The sequence below is a fragment of the Burkholderia lata genome, assembly GCF_902499335.1.
Lineage (GTDB): Bacteria > Pseudomonadota > Gammaproteobacteria > Burkholderiales > Burkholderiaceae > Burkholderia > Burkholderia lata_B.
In genome coordinates, this window is record NZ_CABVQK010000016.1 from 1 (window position 1) to 16,794 (window position 16,794).

Consider the following 16,794-nt stretch of genomic DNA (forward strand, 5'->3'; position numbering starts at 1 on the left):
CCTTTGCCGGCATTATCGCTGGCTCAGGCCCCGGCCGTTCCACTTATCTGGCTGTCCGATTTTGCGAGGCCACCTCTTTCTGCCCCGCAACTCGAAAGACAACGTCGATCGCGTCTTGCGCCGGTTTCGCGTGAGCTGGGACACCCAGGTGGTGATTGAAGGAACGTCAAGCAATCCACGCCTTCCGCTCGGCCAGGCAATCGGCTGTGGTGAACTGTTTTCGAGCTATGTCGAACTCGCCGTTCCCGCAACTCGATCACAAGTATCCAGCCTGGCCGCTGCCACGCGTTGCCCACCCGAGAAGGTCGAGCTTGAGCGCCTGAGCGCCGACGCTTTCGAATGCGAGATTCTGGGCAAGCGGACTACCGTCATGGATCTGCTCGAACGCTTCGGATCCGTCGATCTGTCGCTCGAAAAGTTCCTCGATATGCTGCCCGCGCTGAAAGCACGCCAGTACTCGATCTCGTCCTCCCCGCTCTGGAAAGCGGACCATGTCACGCTGACGGTAGCCGTGGTCGATGCACCGGCGCTCTCCGGCAATGGTCGTCATGAAGGGGTGGCGTCGTCGTATCTCGCGCGGCTCAACACGGGTGACAGCCTGTCCGTTGCAGTCAGGCCATCGAATGCACGTTTTCGGCCACCAGCTGAAACCGATCTCCCGATGATTCTGATCTGCGCCGGTTCCGGTATCGCCCCATTCCGCGGCTTTCTGCAAGAGCGCGCGTTACAGAAACAGCGCGGGGAGAACGTCGGCACGTCATTGCTCTTCTTCGGGATCGATGACCCTGACGTTGACTTCCTCTATCGCGACGAACTCGACGAATGGGCACGATGCGGCGTGGTCGAAGTGATGCCGGCTTATTCAAACCGTCCGGAGGAAGGTGCTCGCTTTGTTCAAGACAAAGTCTGGCTGGAACGCGAAAAAATCTCCGCACTGTTTGCGCACGGTGCCACCGTCTTTGTCTGCGGGGATGGAAAGAATATGGCGCCTGCCGTACGTGCCACGCTTGGTCGCATTTATCAGGAGACAACTGGCGAGAGTGATGAGAGCGCCAGCGAGTGGATTGACACGATGGAGCGGGAGCATGGCAGATATGTTGCCGACGTGTTTGCATGACCGTTGCAGGATTCATGCCGCTTCCGGTCGCTACAGAAAAGGGAAAGAGCGGTTGACCTGCCCCGCCGCTGCCTTCCGAAACTCTCGCGACTAGTTCTTCGATCCCGGCCTGCGCCCTGTTTTCCTCGCGCCCTTCAATCGGGTTCCTGTCGAGTTCCGACCGGAACCCGATGGGCAATTTCTCCGCTCGCTTCCGGACCGCGTCGCGATGAGTGGGAAGGTGGCGTGCGAGCACGGTTCGCAGTCGCGCGAAACTTCGGATAACGGTTTGCAAAAAGATCCAGAATCCTATCTAAACCGATCGGCTCGCTTCGCTCTCGATCTACCTTCTCGAATCGAAATTCGGGCGTCAGTCATACGTCGATCCATTCCGGTTCATCACTCGTCTTGCAACTCAGGGGTTGATCACACGCCGCCAACCGCATCGGATCGACCTCATGCCTTTCAACTACTGCAGGGTTCGAAACGCGACGGGTTAACCATGATCGACCGTCGACGAACACCATGTTAACTTCGCCGATCATACGACTTGGTCATTTGATCGCATTGCTCATGAGGACGCCTTCACACCGGAAACCTCCGCGGATGGCTCGATGCATGCCCACTCCGGATACGTGCCATAGATCCCCCGGATGTCGCGACAAACGCGGAATGAATGCGCGCTTATACGTCGTAGCCCACCACATCATCACCAACGAGACAACCCATGAAGATTGACCTGACGAATCGCGTTGCGATCGTGACCGGCGCAGGTGCCGGTCTCGGGCGCGAGCATGCGCTGTTGCTTGCCCGGCTGGGGGCAAAAGTCGTGGTCAATGACCTGGGCAGCGACGTAAACGGCAGAGGCGGCTCTGCCACGGCCGCCCAGCGAGTTGTCGACGAAATCGTCTCTGCCGGCGGCGAAGCGGTCGCGAACAGCGCATCGGTAACCGATTTCGAACAAGTCCAGCACATGGTCGACCAAGCGCTTTCGCGCTGGGGTCATGTCGATATCCTCGTGAACAACGCCGGCATCCTGCGCGACAAGAGCTTCAGCAAGATGACGCTCGACGACTTTCGTGCGGTGATCGACGTTCACCTGATGGGCGCAGTCAACTGCACGAAGGCCGTGTGGGAACCCATGCGGGAACGACAGTATGGCCGTATCGTGATGACGACCTCGTCGTCGGGCCTGTACGGCAATTTCGGGCAATCGAACTACGGCGCCGCGAAAATGGCGCTGGTCGGCCTGATGCAGACACTGGCCATCGAAGGCGAGCGATACGACATTCGCGTGAACTGCCTTGCTCCAACGGCCGGTACACGCATGCTCGAAGGCCTCATGTCTGTGGACATCCTCGATACGCTGTCGCCTGGATCCGTCAGCCCGGCCGTCGCGGTACTTGCCGGTGAAGAGGCACCCAGCCGGATGGTCCTGTGCGCCGGCGCAGGCAGTTTCGAGGCCGCCCATATCACCTTGACGCCCGGCATCCATCTCGGGACCGGCGACCAGGTTGTTCACCAGCTCGCCCGACGGCTCGACGAGGTGGCAAATCGAAGCGGCGATATGGTTCCTTCATCCGGCGTTGCGCAGGGCGATCTCGAAGTCAAAAAGGCCCGCATCGTCTCTGAGAATACGAAGGAGCATTCCGATGCATGACGAATCCGGGACGGCGGCACGCAGACCTGACCGCGATCCGGGCGGCCACACGGCTGACGGAAGTCGTCATGCAAGCACCCTGCTTGCTCTATCCCGGTTGCCGCCCCTCGTCGACAAGGAGCTGGGCGTATCCGAATGGTTCTCCATCGATCCGCCTTCGATCAATGAATTTGCCGACTTCAACAGTGACCGGCAATCGATTCATGCGGACGAGGAACTTGCACGCGGCAGATCGTACGGCGAAACGATCGCCTACGGGTTTCACGCGCCTTCGATTCTGTTCGGGTGGGCGTCCGGCGCGCTCTCCGTGGTCAAAAGGCGGCAGAACCCGATTAATTGCGGATTGAACAGCGTGCGCTTCATTACTCCGGGCCGCCGTGGCGAACGCGTTCGCGGGCGCTTCACATTGAAACAGGTCAAGGTGAGAAACACCACGAGCATCCCGTTGACCGTTGGCGCCAGAGGGGAAATTGAGAACCATCACAAGCCAGCCCTCGTGGCGGAGCGGACGATGCCGATCAACACATGATGCCCCTCAATGTTTTCCGGTTCGATCGCTTTGAAACAATAATTTCGCATTCCAGAATTTATTGAATAAATTCGAAAGCGTGCCAAGACTCCAGATACTCACTCATTCGATTCCATGACTAGCGAACTCACCCTCTCCCGTCGCGACGTGGAGTTCATTCTTTTCGACTGGCTTCAGGTCGAATCCCTTACCCGTCGGCAACGGTTTGCCGGGCAGGACCGGTTCGACTACACATCCGTGCTGGATGTGTACGAATCGCTTGCCACCGATCTCTTCAAACCGCATAACAAGAAGAACGACAGCAACGAACCCGCATTTGACGGAGAACGCGTCACCATCAACCCGGAAGTAGGTGTCGCATTGCGTGCATTTTCGGCCGCCGGCTTGATCAGCGCCTCGTTCCCCAACGAGTGGAACGGCATGAGCCTGCCGAGCACCGTGGAGCGGGCCGGCATGGCGTATTTGCTGGCAGCCAATCCTGGAACCGCAGGCTACGCGTTTCTCACGATCGCCAACGCCAATTTGCTGATGACCCACGGCGAGCGGGACCGGGTCGAGCACTACGTCAAGGCCATGGCGGAAGGGCGATGTTTTGGCACGATGTGCCTGTCGGAGCCGCAAGCCGGGTCAAGTCTTGCAGATATCCGCACGCGCGCGGTTCCGGGTAAAGACGGCCGCTACCGCCTGTTCGGCAACAAGATGTGGATCTCCGGTGGCGATCACGAGATTTCCGAGAACATTGTCCACCTGGTATTGGCAAAGATCCCCGATGAAAACGGGCAACTTCCGCCGGGAGTTCAAGGGCTATCGCTCTTCACCGTACCACGCAAGCTGATCGGCGCCGACGGACTGCCCGGTGAGCGAAACGATGTCGTACTCGCCGGTATCAATCACAAGATGGGTTACCGCGGCACGGTAAATTGCCTGCTGAACTTTGGTGAGGGTCGCTACCGCCCGGAAGGCGAAGCGGGTGCGATCGGGGAGATCGTCGGCGAGCCCGGCAAAGGGCTGGCCTACATGTTCCACATGATGAACGAGGCGCGCATCTCGGTCGGCCTCAGCGCCGCCGCGATTGGCTATACAGGCTACCTTCACTCGCTGGATTATGCGAAGACGCGCCTGCAGGGCCGGACACGCGGTGACCGATCGCCCGCATCAGGACAGGCCCCCATCATTCGTCATGCCGATGTCCGGCGCATGCTGCTCGCGCAAAAGGCATATGTATCCGGCGCACTCGCGTTGTGCCTGTATGCGGCTCGACTGAGCGACGATATCCATTCGCAAGAAGACGCCAGCGACCGCGAAGACGCGCATGGCCTGCTTGACCTGCTCACCCCCGTCGTCAAGAGTTGGTCGTCCCAATGGGGTCTCGTCGCCAACGATCTCGCCATTCAGGTTCATGGCGGCTACGGTTACACGCGCGAATACAACGTCGAGCAGTTCTATCGCGACAATCGGCTCAACCCGATACACGAAGGCACATTCGGTATTCAGGCGCTCGACCTGCTGGGTCGAAAGACTCGTGCAAACGGTGGCGCCGCCATGAAAGCGCTCGACCGGAAAATCGCCACGACGGTATTCAACGCACGGTCGATCCGTCCGCTCCAGGACCATGCCGGCACGCTCGAATGCGCGTGGGAGCGCATCCGCATCGTCACCGACGAACTGCACCGGCTCGACGACCCGGAGGTCCAGTTGGCGAATGCGGCTGCCTACCTTGAAGCATTCGGCCATGTCGTCGTCGGCTGGCTTTGGCTCGACCAGGCGATCGTGGCCAACACGCTCGAGAACGGCCCGACCGGAAGCGACTTCCATCGCGGCAAGCTCGCTGCGTGCGACTACTTCTTCGGGTGGGAAATGCCCAAGGTGGCTGCGTGGCTCGCCGTGCTCAATCCAGTGGAGAAAACTCCCCTGACGATGCCGGAGCATTGGTTCTGACCCATGCGCGACGCCTCCATTTCGTTGCTTTCGTTCAATTTATGAGGATGTCATATGATTGATGCTGTCATCGTTTCCACCGCGCGCACGCCCATCGGCAAGGCATATCGTGGCGCATTCAACCTCACGCACTCGCCCACCCTGCTCGGTCATGCAATCAGGCATGCCATACTGCGCGCCGGTATCGAACCGGATCGCATCGAGGACGCCGTCATCGGTTCGGTACTCAACGCGGGAACCGCCGGCGGCAATATCGCCCGACAAGGTGTGCTGGCGGCCGGGCTACCTGCTTCAGTCGGCGCACAAACGCTCGACCGGCAATGTGCATCAGGCCTGATGGCGATCGCCACGGCCGCCAAACAGATCATGTGCGACGGGATGCAGGTCGTTGTCGCAGGCGGCCAGGAAAACATCTCGGCGGTACAGACCCGCTACTTCGAGTGGACGCGCGCCGACCAGGATCCCAACGTGCTGGCCGTGCAACCCGCCGCATACATGCCGATGCTCGAGACCGCCGAGTTCGTTTCCCGCAAGTACGGGATCGCTCGCGACGTGCAGGATCAGTACGCGCTCGATTCCCAGCTCCGCACTGCCGCGGCACAAATGGACGGCCGCTTCTCGAACGAAATCGTGCCGATCACGACACGGATGCTGGTCGTCGACAAAGCGACCGGCGAAACGTCGCAGAAGGACGTCACGCTCACGCAGGATGAGGGGAATCGTCCCGGCACGACGCTCGAATCGCTTGCCTCTCTCGCACCGGTGATGGACGGTGGCGTTGTAACCGCCGGGAACGCGAGCCAGCTTTCGGACGGCGCAAGCGCCTGCGTTCTGATGAACGGCAAGACCGCCGAACAGATCGGCGCAACGCCCCTCGGCATCTATCGCGGCATGACCGTCGTCGGCAATGCGCCCGAGGAGATGGGCATCGCTCCCATCTACGCGATCCCCAAGCTACTGAAGCTTCATGGCCTGAAAGTCGACGACATCGGACTGTGGGAGCTCAACGAGGCATTTGCATGCCAGGTGCTGTACTGCCGCGACAAGCTGGGAATCGATCCGGCCCGGTACAACGTCAACGGCGGCAGCATTTCGATCGGCCATCCGTACGGGATGACCGGTGCCCGTATGGTCGGCCATGCACTGATCGAAGGCAAACGACGCGGCGCGCGCTACGTCGTCGTATCGATGTGCGTGGGGGGCGGAATGGGCGCAGCCGGTTTGTTCGAAGTTGTCTGACGGAACGCGCCTTTGCCCGTAGTACGAATGGGGCGGCCGCCCCGCTCATGCGGGCATTGCACGCCTTTCCGGGGATGCTCGCCGAACACGAACCGGCCGGCGTGCTGTTCGTGCTTCGGTCGACAGGTTTCGATCTTGCACCGGCTCGGCAGTGCGTTGGCCCATATGTCGTGACACGCAGGCTCGCGCGGCGAAACCTTCCGGCGGAAGTGCGGTGCCTAATCCCGGCCAGCATCCCCACCTTGATTGCCCCTGTATCCCGGCTCGAAGGTTGAGCGGGTTCTTCCTTTTGCCTCATTCCCCGACCGTCGTTTGATGACGGCTGAAATCGGGGTACCGGGTGCGTCCTCCAGGATATCCGTGGAAGACGCCTGCCAGAGAGAAGCGACGGGGATGGATACAGCTGCTATTGCCGACCTTGTGTCGCAATCGCGCCCGATGCACCATCGCGCCAGGCGCCGGCGCGCGACGGACTTTTTCCGTCGCGCCATTCGCGTGCCCGCTCGGAGCCTTGTAATGCGGGCCGCTCGACCTTCCGGCATCGCCTCTGTCGATCACGTCAATTGTTCATCACCCGCAACTCGCGCCGAAGGATCTTCCCGACGTTGCTCTTTGGCAGGCTGTCGCGAAACTCGATGCTTTTCGGACGCTTGTAACCAGTCAGCTGGCCTTTACAGAACGCCATCAGGTCTTCGAACGTCAGCTCCGGATCTTTCCTGACCACGAACAGCTTGACGGCCTCTCCGGAATACTCATCGGGTACGCCGATGGCCGCGACCTCGAATACGCCAGGGTGGTTGGCAACGACCTCTTCGATCTCGTTCGGGTAGACGTTGAAACCGGACACGAGGATCATGTCCTTCTTGCGGTCGACGATTCGCACGAATCCATCCTCGGAGATCGACGCAATGTCACCCGATCTGAAGAAGCCGTCCGCGGTCATCACCTTCGCGGTCTCGTCCGGTCGCTGCCAGTAACCCGCCATCACCTGCGGACCACGAATGCACAGCTCGCCGGCTTCGCCGGGCGGCAACTCCTTGCCGTCGTCGTCCCGGATCGACACTTCGGTGGAGGGCAACGGCAGGCCAATCGTGCCGTTGAAGTCACCGCGTGCCACGGGATTGATCGCGACGCAGGGTGATGTCTCGGACAGCCCGTATCCGTCGACAATCGGCGCGCCGCTCATCTCCTTCCAGCGCCTTGCGACGGCTTCTTGCGTGGCCATCCCGCCGCCGTTGGCCAGCAGCAGATTGGAGAAATCGAGCCGCGAGAATTCGGGATGATGGAGCATCGCGTTGAAGAGCGTGTTGACGCCCGGAAAGCTCGTGACCTTGTATCCGGCGAGCGACTTGATCATCCCGCCGATGTCCCGCGGATTCGGCACCAGTACGCAAAGCCCGCCCGTGTGCATCGTCAGCAGGCAGCAAACGTTGAGTGCAAAGATGTGATAGATCGGAAGTGCCGCCACCGTGATGAACTGCGTCACGTCAGGGCGCCAACCGCGAGCGGGTTTGAGCCAGACGTCCGTCTGCAATACATTCGCGACGATGTTCCGATGCAACAGCGTCGCGCCTTTCGACACACCGGTTGTCCCGCCCGTATATTGGAGAAAAGCGACATCATCCGGCGACTGGGAAGCCGGTATGAATTTGCCCCGACTTCCCTCCGCAATCGCGTCGTCAAATGTCGCATGCGGGCTCGGCTTCTGTTCCGCGGCGCAAGCGTTGTCTTGCGCGGCAATCAGCACATGCTTCACCTGCGTGTGCACAATGATTGCATCCAGCGTCGCAGTGCAGCCGTCGAGAATGACGATCGCCTCCGCGCCACTGTCATTCAGCTGATGTTGCAGCTCGCGGGGTGTATAGAGGGGATTGACGTTGACGACAACGTAGCCGGCGCGCAGGACCGCACAAATCGAGATCGGGTAATGCAACACATTCGGCATCATGATGGCGACGCGCGCGCCACGCTCGAGCCCCCGCGATTGCAGCCATGCGGCCAGTGATCGAGACATCGTGTCGAGCTCACCATAGGTGATCTGCTTTCCGTCGCACGCAAACGCCGGATTCGCGTGAAACTTGCTGAAGCTTTGTTCAATCAATGCCGTGATGTTTCGATACGCGCTGGAATCAATCTCTGCCGGAACCTCCGGCGGATAGGAATCAAGCCAGATCTTTTCCATACCCAATCTCCTCTGTCCCGTTTTAATGATTGCGCGACGCCAATCCCCTCATCGCGCGCGTGAACAAGCCGGGGCGCCTCGAACCACGCGAGATTCATCCCTCGTCGCAGCGATATGGCTGCGTGGTAGACCGACGGTCGGCGGCGTCCCGGATCACCCTGTCGGCATACCGTTGACGTGCGACGATCCCCATCTTGTTTGTTTCGCCTCCATTGCACCCTGCGTAGCAGGCAAATTCATGCCCCCCCGAGACGAGACCTCCGAATCGAGGGGACTACGCATCAATTGGTCAATTGATATGGTCATTTGACCACACAGGGAAACTTGCGGCAACTTGGTAGTTGCACGAGGCTGCGACGCGGGATCTGTCGATCCCACACTCGAACCGAAACACGGGCCATCGGTGTTGAAGTTCGTAGATGTTGCTCGTGGCTTCCGTCAAAACGCGAATCGTGCTCGTTTGTTCCGCCAATGCAGAACGACACCCGTGACGCTTAGAAGCGGTGGCGCAGGCCAACCGTTGCCGCAGTTTGGCTGACCTTCGAGCTCGGGAACGCGTTGATGTCGCCGTTGTAGATCGATGCCCCCAAACCAGCGCCCTTCGTACCACGCTGGTACACCGCCTGAGCATAGACATCCGTACGCTTCGACAGGTAGGCTGCTTGGTCGAAGAGAGTCCGCGACGCTTTCGTGCGGGCGACGAGTGCTGGCTGCACCAACGTCGGCTCAAAGCGTCTCCGTCGCTATCGCACCATTCCGGTCGAGCGCGCCCGGCGCGATATCCTGCACCCGCTCCGTGTCGGCGGACACTGCCCCGCAGCGAGCAATAGCACGAGCGGCATCGCCCCGAGCTGTGGCAAGCAGCCCGCGGCAACGCCAGGCGCTCGGCCCCGAACGGGTGACACATCAACGTGACAAACCACGCTAAATCGACAAAACGCATCAGCAGCGCGCGTTTGCTGCGCTGATTCGAAGAGCATGGGGCCGCTCTCGGTTTAGATGGCGTACTCCCTGGCTGGCGCCGCTATCTGGCTTCTCGCGCCTCATGCGTGATCGCCCGGCCGCCCGTGGAAAAGTGCTGACCGGCCGCCCGCTACCGTGTCGCAACCTGCAAGAATGGCGGTGCCGGCAGTGAGAGGAGGCCCGGTGACGATCCACAGCACCGTCAGGGCCACCGCACTGCCGAATACGATCGGCGAACCGACCCACACGGTCACGTGCGACGCGAACCGTTCGAACGTGCGCGTGACGGGATCCCTGACCGTGACCGCCCATGGATCGGCCGAGATCCGGTCGTGCACGACGGACCGGGCGCGGGATGGATGGTTCGCTTCGCGCATGGATGCCTCCCGGAAAAGGACGTCGATCTTGGCGCACGCGATGGCACGAGCGGCGGCGCCCGTACACAGGCGCTTCCGACGAGCGAGCAGCTTGCATGCCCGATCGCCTAGCCCACGCCACACCTCTTTTTTCAAACGCTATCAAAGCGACACCATGATCCGCTTCCAAAAATGTCTACTCCAAGCAGTACAGGTTATTTTTTAAAATCGAGTATCACGCCCGCTGAGCCTCGCGACCATTGGCATGAGTCAAAACCGGCTTGTTCCCGATATTTGTGACCATAACGTTCCCGCCCAGCGAGTTCGAGCCCATCATCTACGACGCGCGTTCGATGGGTACAAGAGTGGCGCACGTCAGGCAACTTGACCGACTCCCGCTCCAGCTACTCCGGGGCCGTATGCGCGAACCCGAATGCAAGACTGAAAGCGCCAAGGATCGTCGCCGCAGGCGTGACTATTCGATCCCTGATCACGTCTCGTCACGCCGCGCCAGGCGTGACCATAACTTTCACATTCACGCCAGAACGACCGCTCTCCGTTCATTGGCCACACCATTCGAAAGCGACGGGTTAACCATGATCGACCGTCGAAAAACGCCATGTTAACTTCCTCGATCATACGACTTGGTCATTTGACCTGATTTGACACGGATACGCCAGCTCACCGGAAACCCCAGCGAATGACTCCATGTCTATCGCCTCTGGAGACGGGTGCTGGATCATCAGGAGGTCGCGACAACGTCGGGAGGAGCGTGTGCGCTCCGTCAACTGGCGTGAAAGGAACGTATGGCAGAAAGCGAAAGCATATTAGGTCAATTGACTCAGTCAAATATTCAACTTGATGTCTGGATCACCACCCGAATCAGAACGTGACGCCGCTTCTGATCTACCCGTCCACGAAACTTTGAGGCAAACATGAACGCAAATATTCAGAACATTCAGGACTCCCTCCCCACCGTCTCCAAGCAAACCAGCGCACAAGAGATCGTGTCGCTCATGAATCAATACGGCGGCGTCCGGATCAAGAATTATCTGACCCAGGAGCAGGTCGCGAACATCAACCGCGAGGTCGATGCTCCGCTCGAGCGGCTTCGCGAGGGGTCGTCGCACGAAAACGAACTGATCAAGGAATTCCACGGCACTTATACGAAGCGCCTGACGAACATGGTCACGCACAGCAAGACTTTCGGAGACGTGCTGGACGACGAACTCTTTCATGAACTCGGCGAGGTGCTCTACCGTGAAGAGTCCGGCGATTGGTGGCTTTCGACCGCGCAGGTCATCGACATCGGCCCGGGCAACACGGCACAGATGCTGCATCGCGATGTCGGCAATTTCCCGCCCCTGTGCGCGCTTGGAGTCAACGGGCCTACGGTGTTCACCAACCTCATGATTGCGCTGACGCGCTTCACCGAGGAAAACGGCGCCACCCGAATCATTCCGGGGAGCCAGAACTGGGACGAGGACTACTTCGACAGCAAGGGCACGCCCGACATGACCATTGCCGCCGAGATGGACGCCGGCGACGCGTTGCTGTTCAGCGGAAAGGTGATCCACGGTGGCGGCGCGAATGTGACGCAGAACGAGCGCCGACGCGGGCTCACGATTCCGATGCAACCGTCCTACCTGACGCCGGAGGAAGCGTATCCCTTCATCGTGGACATGGACACCGTGCGACGCCTGTCGAAGCGCGTTCAGCGAATCATCGGCTTCCGCTCGCAATATCCCGCTGGCACGCCGGGCCTCTGGCAAGTCGACTACGACGATATCGCGACGCACCTCGGTCTCTGAGTCACGAACAGACGCCTGCATCGGTCCGGGAGGGGTGATCCCCTCCCAGGATTCCGTGATGCACATGCGCGAGCCACGACAGCATCACCACCAGCGAGACACGCCATGAAGATCGACCTGACGAATCGCGCTGCGATCGTGACCGGCGATCAGGTCGCTCACCCGCTCGCCCAACGCCTCAACGAGGCGGAAAACCGCAGCGGCGAGATGGTTCCTTCGTCCGGCGTTGCCCAGGGCGATCTCGAGATCAATGCGGGGATTGCCCGCCTTTCCGGGGATGGTCCCCAAGAATCGACTTTCTATTGCACCTCATCCAACTCAGGAGCGTGATCATGGTGAAGCGTTTGTTTGTCGCAATCTCTCTCGTTGCCGGGATCCTTCTGGTATTAAGCCCGGGATTCATGGTCCTCTACCATATCGAGCACTACGACTCGAGCCAATAGGCTCCACCTGGAAAGATCGAACACGCCGGCGTTGCCTTGCGCGCGGATCGTATCGAACACGATCCGCGGAGCGCATTGCTCGCGCTTCGGTCGGCGGCTTTCGGTCTCGAACCAGCCCAACAGTTAGTGGGTCCATGCGTCGAGGACGCGCGGGCCCGCGCGCTGCGGTTACTTCCGACTGCGTAGATCAGTCTGCCCCTGCCATGCGCGTACCGTGCGTCTGAACACGCCCGTACGCACCACGATCTCGCGCTGCGAAATCTTCTGGCGGAAGTACACCGCCGCCCCTCCCAGCCCTCCGCCCCACCTTGATCACCCTGCATCCCCGCTTGAAGGTTGAGCGGGGATTTTCATTATGCGGATCAGATAGCGACGCCGCACAGCGCACGCCGGAGAACTGGCGCCGCTCAACTCGCCTCCTCCCCCATCGCCGTTGCATGCCGAGCGTGACGTCGGTCCACGGCTGTGCGGGACTAGTGGAAAACGCCAATTTCCGTCTGGGCGACATTTGTAGACACTGGACTTGGTCAAATGACCAATTCCCATGAGGCGCCGACAGACGCTCAAGCGCGCGACGCAGTGAAGCTGCATTCACGACGCAAGGCAATACGGTGCGTCGATCCAACGATGAGCCGCGAGATTTCAGAAGCTGCATTCCCCGAAATTCCCGGGGCCCAAGTACACGGTCAAATGACTCAGTCAAAAGACTCGATATCGGGTCCGACGTTCCGAGAACGAATTTTTCACAAGGAGTCGAGCATGGACAGGCTGGCAAAGAAGAACGAGTGGTTCGCAAGAGCCGAAAAGGTCATCCCGGGCGGGATGTACGGTCACCAGAGCGTCAAGTATCTGACGGAAGATTTCCCGCTGTACTTTGCAAAAGCGAAAGGTACCCATCTCTGGGACGTCGACGGCAACAAGTACATCGACTACGTGTGTGGCTACGGCACGAATCTGTTCGGCTACGGCAACGAGCGGATCGAGCAGGCCGCCGCCCTCCAGTTGCAGAAGATCGACACGGCGACGGGCCCCAGCGAGGTGATGGTTCAGCTTGCCGAGGCGCTCACTCAACAGGTCAGCCACGCCGACTGGGCGATGTTCTGCAAGAACGGCTCGGACGCCACGTCGATGGCCATGGTGATCTCGCGCGCCTATCGCGAGAAGCGCAAGATTCTCGTTGCGCGCGGTACGTACCATGGGGCGTCCCCGTGGAACGTGCCCTATACGACGGGGATTACCAAGGAAGACCGGGCTCACATCGTCTACTTCGAGTACAACGATATCGAGAGCCTCAATGCCGCCGTCAAGAGCGTCGACGGTGACGTAGCAGCCATCTACGCTACGCCGTTCCGGCACGAAGTGCTCTACGATCAGTTTTTCCCGTCGATCGAATACGCGAAGGAGTGCCGTCGCCTCGCGGACGAGCAGGAAGCGCTTCTGGTCGTCGACGAGGTCCGCACGGGGCTGCGCCTGTCGCGCGACTGTTCATGGTCGGACTGGGGCGTGCACCCGGACCTCAGCTGCTGGGGCAAGGCCATCGGCGGCGGCTATGCGATCGCTGCGGTGCTCGGTTCGGACAAGGCACGCGAGGCTGCGACGAACGTTTTCGTCACGGGCTCCTACTGGCTCTCGGCTGTGCCGATGGCCGCGGCGATCGAAACGCTGCGCCTGGTACGAGAAACGGACTACCTCGAACACACCAAGCGGTTGGCGGACAAGCTGCGCGCCGGCATCGCCGAACAAGCCGAGCGGCATGGCTTCGAACTCAAGCAGACCGGTCCGAGCGTCATGCCCCAGATGCTTTTCGCGGGTGACGACGAGCTCGTGTCGCGCGGCCGGGCGTGGGCTTCGGAAGTCATCAAGAATGGCGCCTATCTCCACCCGTGGCACAACATGTTCTTCACGGCGAGCCACACCGACGACGACATCGCACGTACGCTCGAGGCGACCGAAGTGGCATTTGGCGCGATCAAGCAGAAGGCGATTGCAGTGAGCCGCCTGGATATTCTGGACACCGTGCAGCGTTAATGCCGGATGCGCTTGATCGGCGCGGGTTTTCCGCGCCAGATCTGGAGCCCGCTTTACAGCATTTCGGATCCAGCCGGATCCGACCAAGGCACCAGCTGAAAGGCGAATTCGGCTGGTGCTGCTTCTTTGGGAGAAGAGCCAGGATAACCATCGTTGGCAGGTCATTCAGGGGCCATGCCTCGATGATCGTCGTGGCTTCATCCAGCGTCTCGAACCCACGCAGGTTAAAGCATTCGTCGCGGATTGATCCGTCGTTGCCCGACGTCGATGGATGGCACTTCTCGCGTGAAACCATCCAGGATCCACCGCATCCGCCAACGCGATCGAACCACGCTTCATCGGCGCCGAGTCGACCGATGCGATGTGGAAGACCGACTACGGCAGGGTGCTGATCGAGCGCATCTCGACGCGGCTGCCGGGCAAGCAGGCAGGACAACGACAGGTTCCTGCCACATGCGATCGGTGGCGGTCGACGGCGGGCACCCCTGTTCCTCGCTGTGCAAAGCAAGTCCTCTTCTGAAGTTTCATATACCCGATTCGAAGGAGTTTTGTGATGGCAAATACCGTAACGGCGCAGGCAATATCCGTCATTGGTCTCGGCGCAATGGGAGCGGCCCTGGCCAAGGCATTGCTTGCCGCCAATCATCGCGTCACCGTCTGGAACCGCACGGCGAGCAAGTCCGCGGCGCTTGGCGAGGTTGGCGCCCAGGTCGCACACTCAGCCGCGGAGGCGATCGATGCGAGTCAGGTCGTGATCGTTTGCGTACTCGACTATGGCGCGTCCGACTCGTTGCTGCGCACGCCGGACGTCGCGGCCCGTCTCAAAGGCAAAACGATCATCCAGCTCACGACGGGCACACCGGAGGACGCGCGAGATGCTGCGGAATGGGCCAAGGAACACGGCGTGGCTTACCTGGACGGCACCATCGGCTGCTACCCCAAGGATATCGGCACGCCGGACGGATCGATTCTGTATGCCGGCTCGCGTTCGACCTTCGAAGCCCTGCGACCTGCCCTGGCGAACCTGAGTGGACATGCGTTGTTCGTTGGGGAGCGGTTCGAGAATGCCGCCATTCTCGATGGCGCAGTTGTGGGTTCGTTCTCCCTGGGGGCCGCGCTCGGGTTTCTCTACGGCGCCGCCGTATGTGACGCCGAAGGCATCTCCCTCGACACCTACTTGTCACTTGCCTTGGCGCGTCGTCCCTTCGTCGAGGATACGCTTCAGACGTGCGTACAGATGATCAAGAAAGGGAATTACTCAGGGTCGCAGGCCACCCTGGACAGTTGGGCCGCGGGTATCGGACAGCTGGTGGCGTTCAGCCAGGAAAGTGGCACGGACAGCAGCTACCCGCAGGAAGTACTGGCGCGACTCCAGCAGGCCGTCGCCAAGGGCCACGGTCAACATGAGCTGGCCGCCGTGTTTGAATGTTTCAGGAAGCCGCTCGCGGACCGGGGTTAGATACAACCCGACCCGTATCCCGTTCCGCAGCCGAAGGGCCGCAGACCTGACACCGGAAACAGAACCTCCACCGACTGCAGGCCAAATTCGCCCCACGCTGCCCGTAAGAGCGCGGCGTGGGTGGCAAGATATTGCTCGCAATCAAATGGCCCCCTCCACGGCGGGATAGCTCACGATTGAAGTAGCCATCTCCGTTTTCCCGCATGAGGATCCAACGGCATTCCGCTGGCCGTGCGGCAATCACTGCGGATTTCGTTCCAGGCTGCCAATGGTGTAGCGTCGATTGAGGTTCGTTGCTTTTTCCTGCGCGCGCTCCAGCGCGCAATAGGCGTAATACAGCGAGACGGACAGGTAAGACCAGGAAAGCAACGCGAAGATATAGAAGATCATGTGATCATGGTCACCAGGTATAGGGTAGAAGTCATAGGTGCTCGCAATAATCTGCGTGGCGACCAGTGCCACGATCACACTCACTGCGTTGCGCTTGTCGCCAATTCGCAGCAGCTTCCCGACGACGTACACGAGATACACCGAGAACAAGGACCACATCACCAGATAGAAATACGGCTTGGGCTCAACCATGAAGTCTGCCGTCCACACAACGACGGTTCCCGCGAGCGCGCCCACCACATACAAGACGTCAGTGAAAATCGATGGTTTATGTCGGTGCGTAACAGCCATCATGCCAACGATAGTGATGACAGGTACGCCGAAACCTCTGGAAAATGCATCGCAAAAAAGCGAGGTACTGAGAAATGCGTGCTCGCCAGTCAGCGCATTGAGCATCAAATTCGATGCCGAGAACGTCGTCACCAGCCACTCGAATCCGAGCAGGCCGTTGCGCCGCTTGAGAAGCTTCACGCCATAGACGAGTGAAGTCGTTATCAACGCAAGATCGGCAAGGCAATAAAGATAAAATTTGAGTTCCATGACACATTCCAATGATCGTCAAGAATTTGAGTAACCATCGCGCTTGCCAACGTCGATACCCACTTGGCATCACCTCTCGACGCGAGAAGACGAGACCGGCACAGGTTGGTTTCGCACCGGCATGTCAGGCGGCCGGCGCCGCCTCGGGCACCCGCAAGGG

At 60.1% G+C, this 16,794-nt stretch carries 11 protein-coding genes and 2 pseudogenes; 9 read left to right on the plus strand and 4 right to left on the minus strand.

Annotation, left to right across the window (positions count from 1 at the left end):
- The 5 genes and pseudogenes from BCO18175_RS32100 to BCO18175_RS32120 all read left to right on the plus strand — a co-directional run.
- Window positions 1-1,117 (plus strand): annotated as a pseudogene (locus tag BCO18175_RS32100) (cytochrome); the annotation flags it as partial.
- Window positions 1,118-1,823: 706 nt separating this feature from the next.
- Window positions 1,824-2,756 carry an SDR family NAD(P)-dependent oxidoreductase gene (locus BCO18175_RS32105; protein ID WP_174986880.1) on the plus strand — a complete coding sequence of 311 codons (933 nt, stop codon included), beginning with the start codon at window positions 1,824-1,826 and terminating at the stop codon, window positions 2,754-2,756.
- Window positions 2,749-3,285 (plus strand): MaoC/PaaZ C-terminal domain-containing protein, encoded by a 537-nt coding sequence (locus BCO18175_RS32110; RefSeq protein WP_174986882.1) that lies wholly within the window; start codon window positions 2,749-2,751, stop codon window positions 3,283-3,285. Before BCO18175_RS32105 ends, BCO18175_RS32110 begins: the two co-directional genes overlap by 8 nt.
- 114 nt (window positions 3,286-3,399) lie before the next feature.
- A complete protein-coding gene (locus BCO18175_RS32115; RefSeq protein ID WP_174986884.1) occupies window positions 3,400-5,223 on the plus strand; it encodes an acyl-CoA dehydrogenase in 1,824 nt (607 codons plus the stop codon).
- A gap of 54 nt (window positions 5,224-5,277) precedes the next feature.
- A complete protein-coding gene (locus BCO18175_RS32120) occupies window positions 5,278-6,462 on the plus strand; it encodes an acetyl-CoA C-acyltransferase (RefSeq protein WP_174986886.1) in 1,185 nt (394 codons plus the stop codon).
- A gap of 559 nt (window positions 6,463-7,021) precedes the next feature.
- On the opposite strand, the gene BCO18175_RS32125 is transcribed toward BCO18175_RS32120, so the two are convergent.
- The 3 genes and pseudogenes from BCO18175_RS32125 to BCO18175_RS41130 form a co-directional block, all read right to left on the minus strand.
- Complete coding sequence (locus tag BCO18175_RS32125) at window positions 7,022-8,644, minus strand: AMP-binding protein (RefSeq protein ID WP_174986888.1); 1,623 nt, start codon at window positions 8,642-8,644, stop codon at window positions 7,022-7,024.
- Between the two features lie 494 nt (window positions 8,645-9,138).
- Window positions 9,139-9,309, minus strand: a pseudogene (locus BCO18175_RS32130) (porin); the annotation flags it as partial.
- 378 nt (window positions 9,310-9,687) lie between these two features.
- Window positions 9,688-10,119: a low affinity iron permease family protein gene (locus BCO18175_RS41130; protein ID WP_254608207.1), complete on the minus strand. Its 432-nt coding sequence runs from the start codon at window positions 10,117-10,119 to the stop codon at window positions 9,688-9,690.
- A gap of 779 nt (window positions 10,120-10,898) precedes the next feature.
- On the opposite strand from BCO18175_RS41130, the gene BCO18175_RS32140 reads away from it, so the two are divergent.
- From BCO18175_RS32140 to BCO18175_RS32155, 4 genes are all read left to right on the plus strand, one after another.
- Entirely contained in the window at window positions 10,899-11,774 is an 876-nt protein-coding gene (locus BCO18175_RS32140; protein WP_174986890.1) for a phytanoyl-CoA dioxygenase family protein, read from the plus strand.
- 105 nt (window positions 11,775-11,879) lie between these two features.
- Window positions 11,880-12,104, plus strand: a complete 225-nt coding sequence (locus BCO18175_RS32145) for a hypothetical protein (protein WP_174986892.1) — start codon at window positions 11,880-11,882, stop codon at window positions 12,102-12,104.
- Between the two features lie 872 nt (window positions 12,105-12,976).
- Complete coding sequence (locus tag BCO18175_RS32150; RefSeq protein ID WP_174983390.1) at window positions 12,977-14,245, plus strand: aminotransferase class III-fold pyridoxal phosphate-dependent enzyme; 1,269 nt, start codon at window positions 12,977-12,979, stop codon at window positions 14,243-14,245.
- A 553-nt stretch (window positions 14,246-14,798) separates the two neighbouring features.
- Complete coding sequence (locus tag BCO18175_RS32155; RefSeq protein WP_174986895.1) at window positions 14,799-15,704, plus strand: NAD(P)-dependent oxidoreductase; 906 nt, start codon at window positions 14,799-14,801, stop codon at window positions 15,702-15,704.
- A gap of 240 nt (window positions 15,705-15,944) precedes the next feature.
- On the opposite strand, the gene BCO18175_RS32160 is transcribed toward BCO18175_RS32155, so the two are convergent.
- Window positions 15,945-16,634, minus strand: coding sequence for a hypothetical protein (locus BCO18175_RS32160; protein WP_174957492.1), 690 nt, complete (start codon window positions 16,632-16,634; stop codon window positions 15,945-15,947).
- Between the last annotated feature and the right edge of the window lie 160 nt (window positions 16,635-16,794).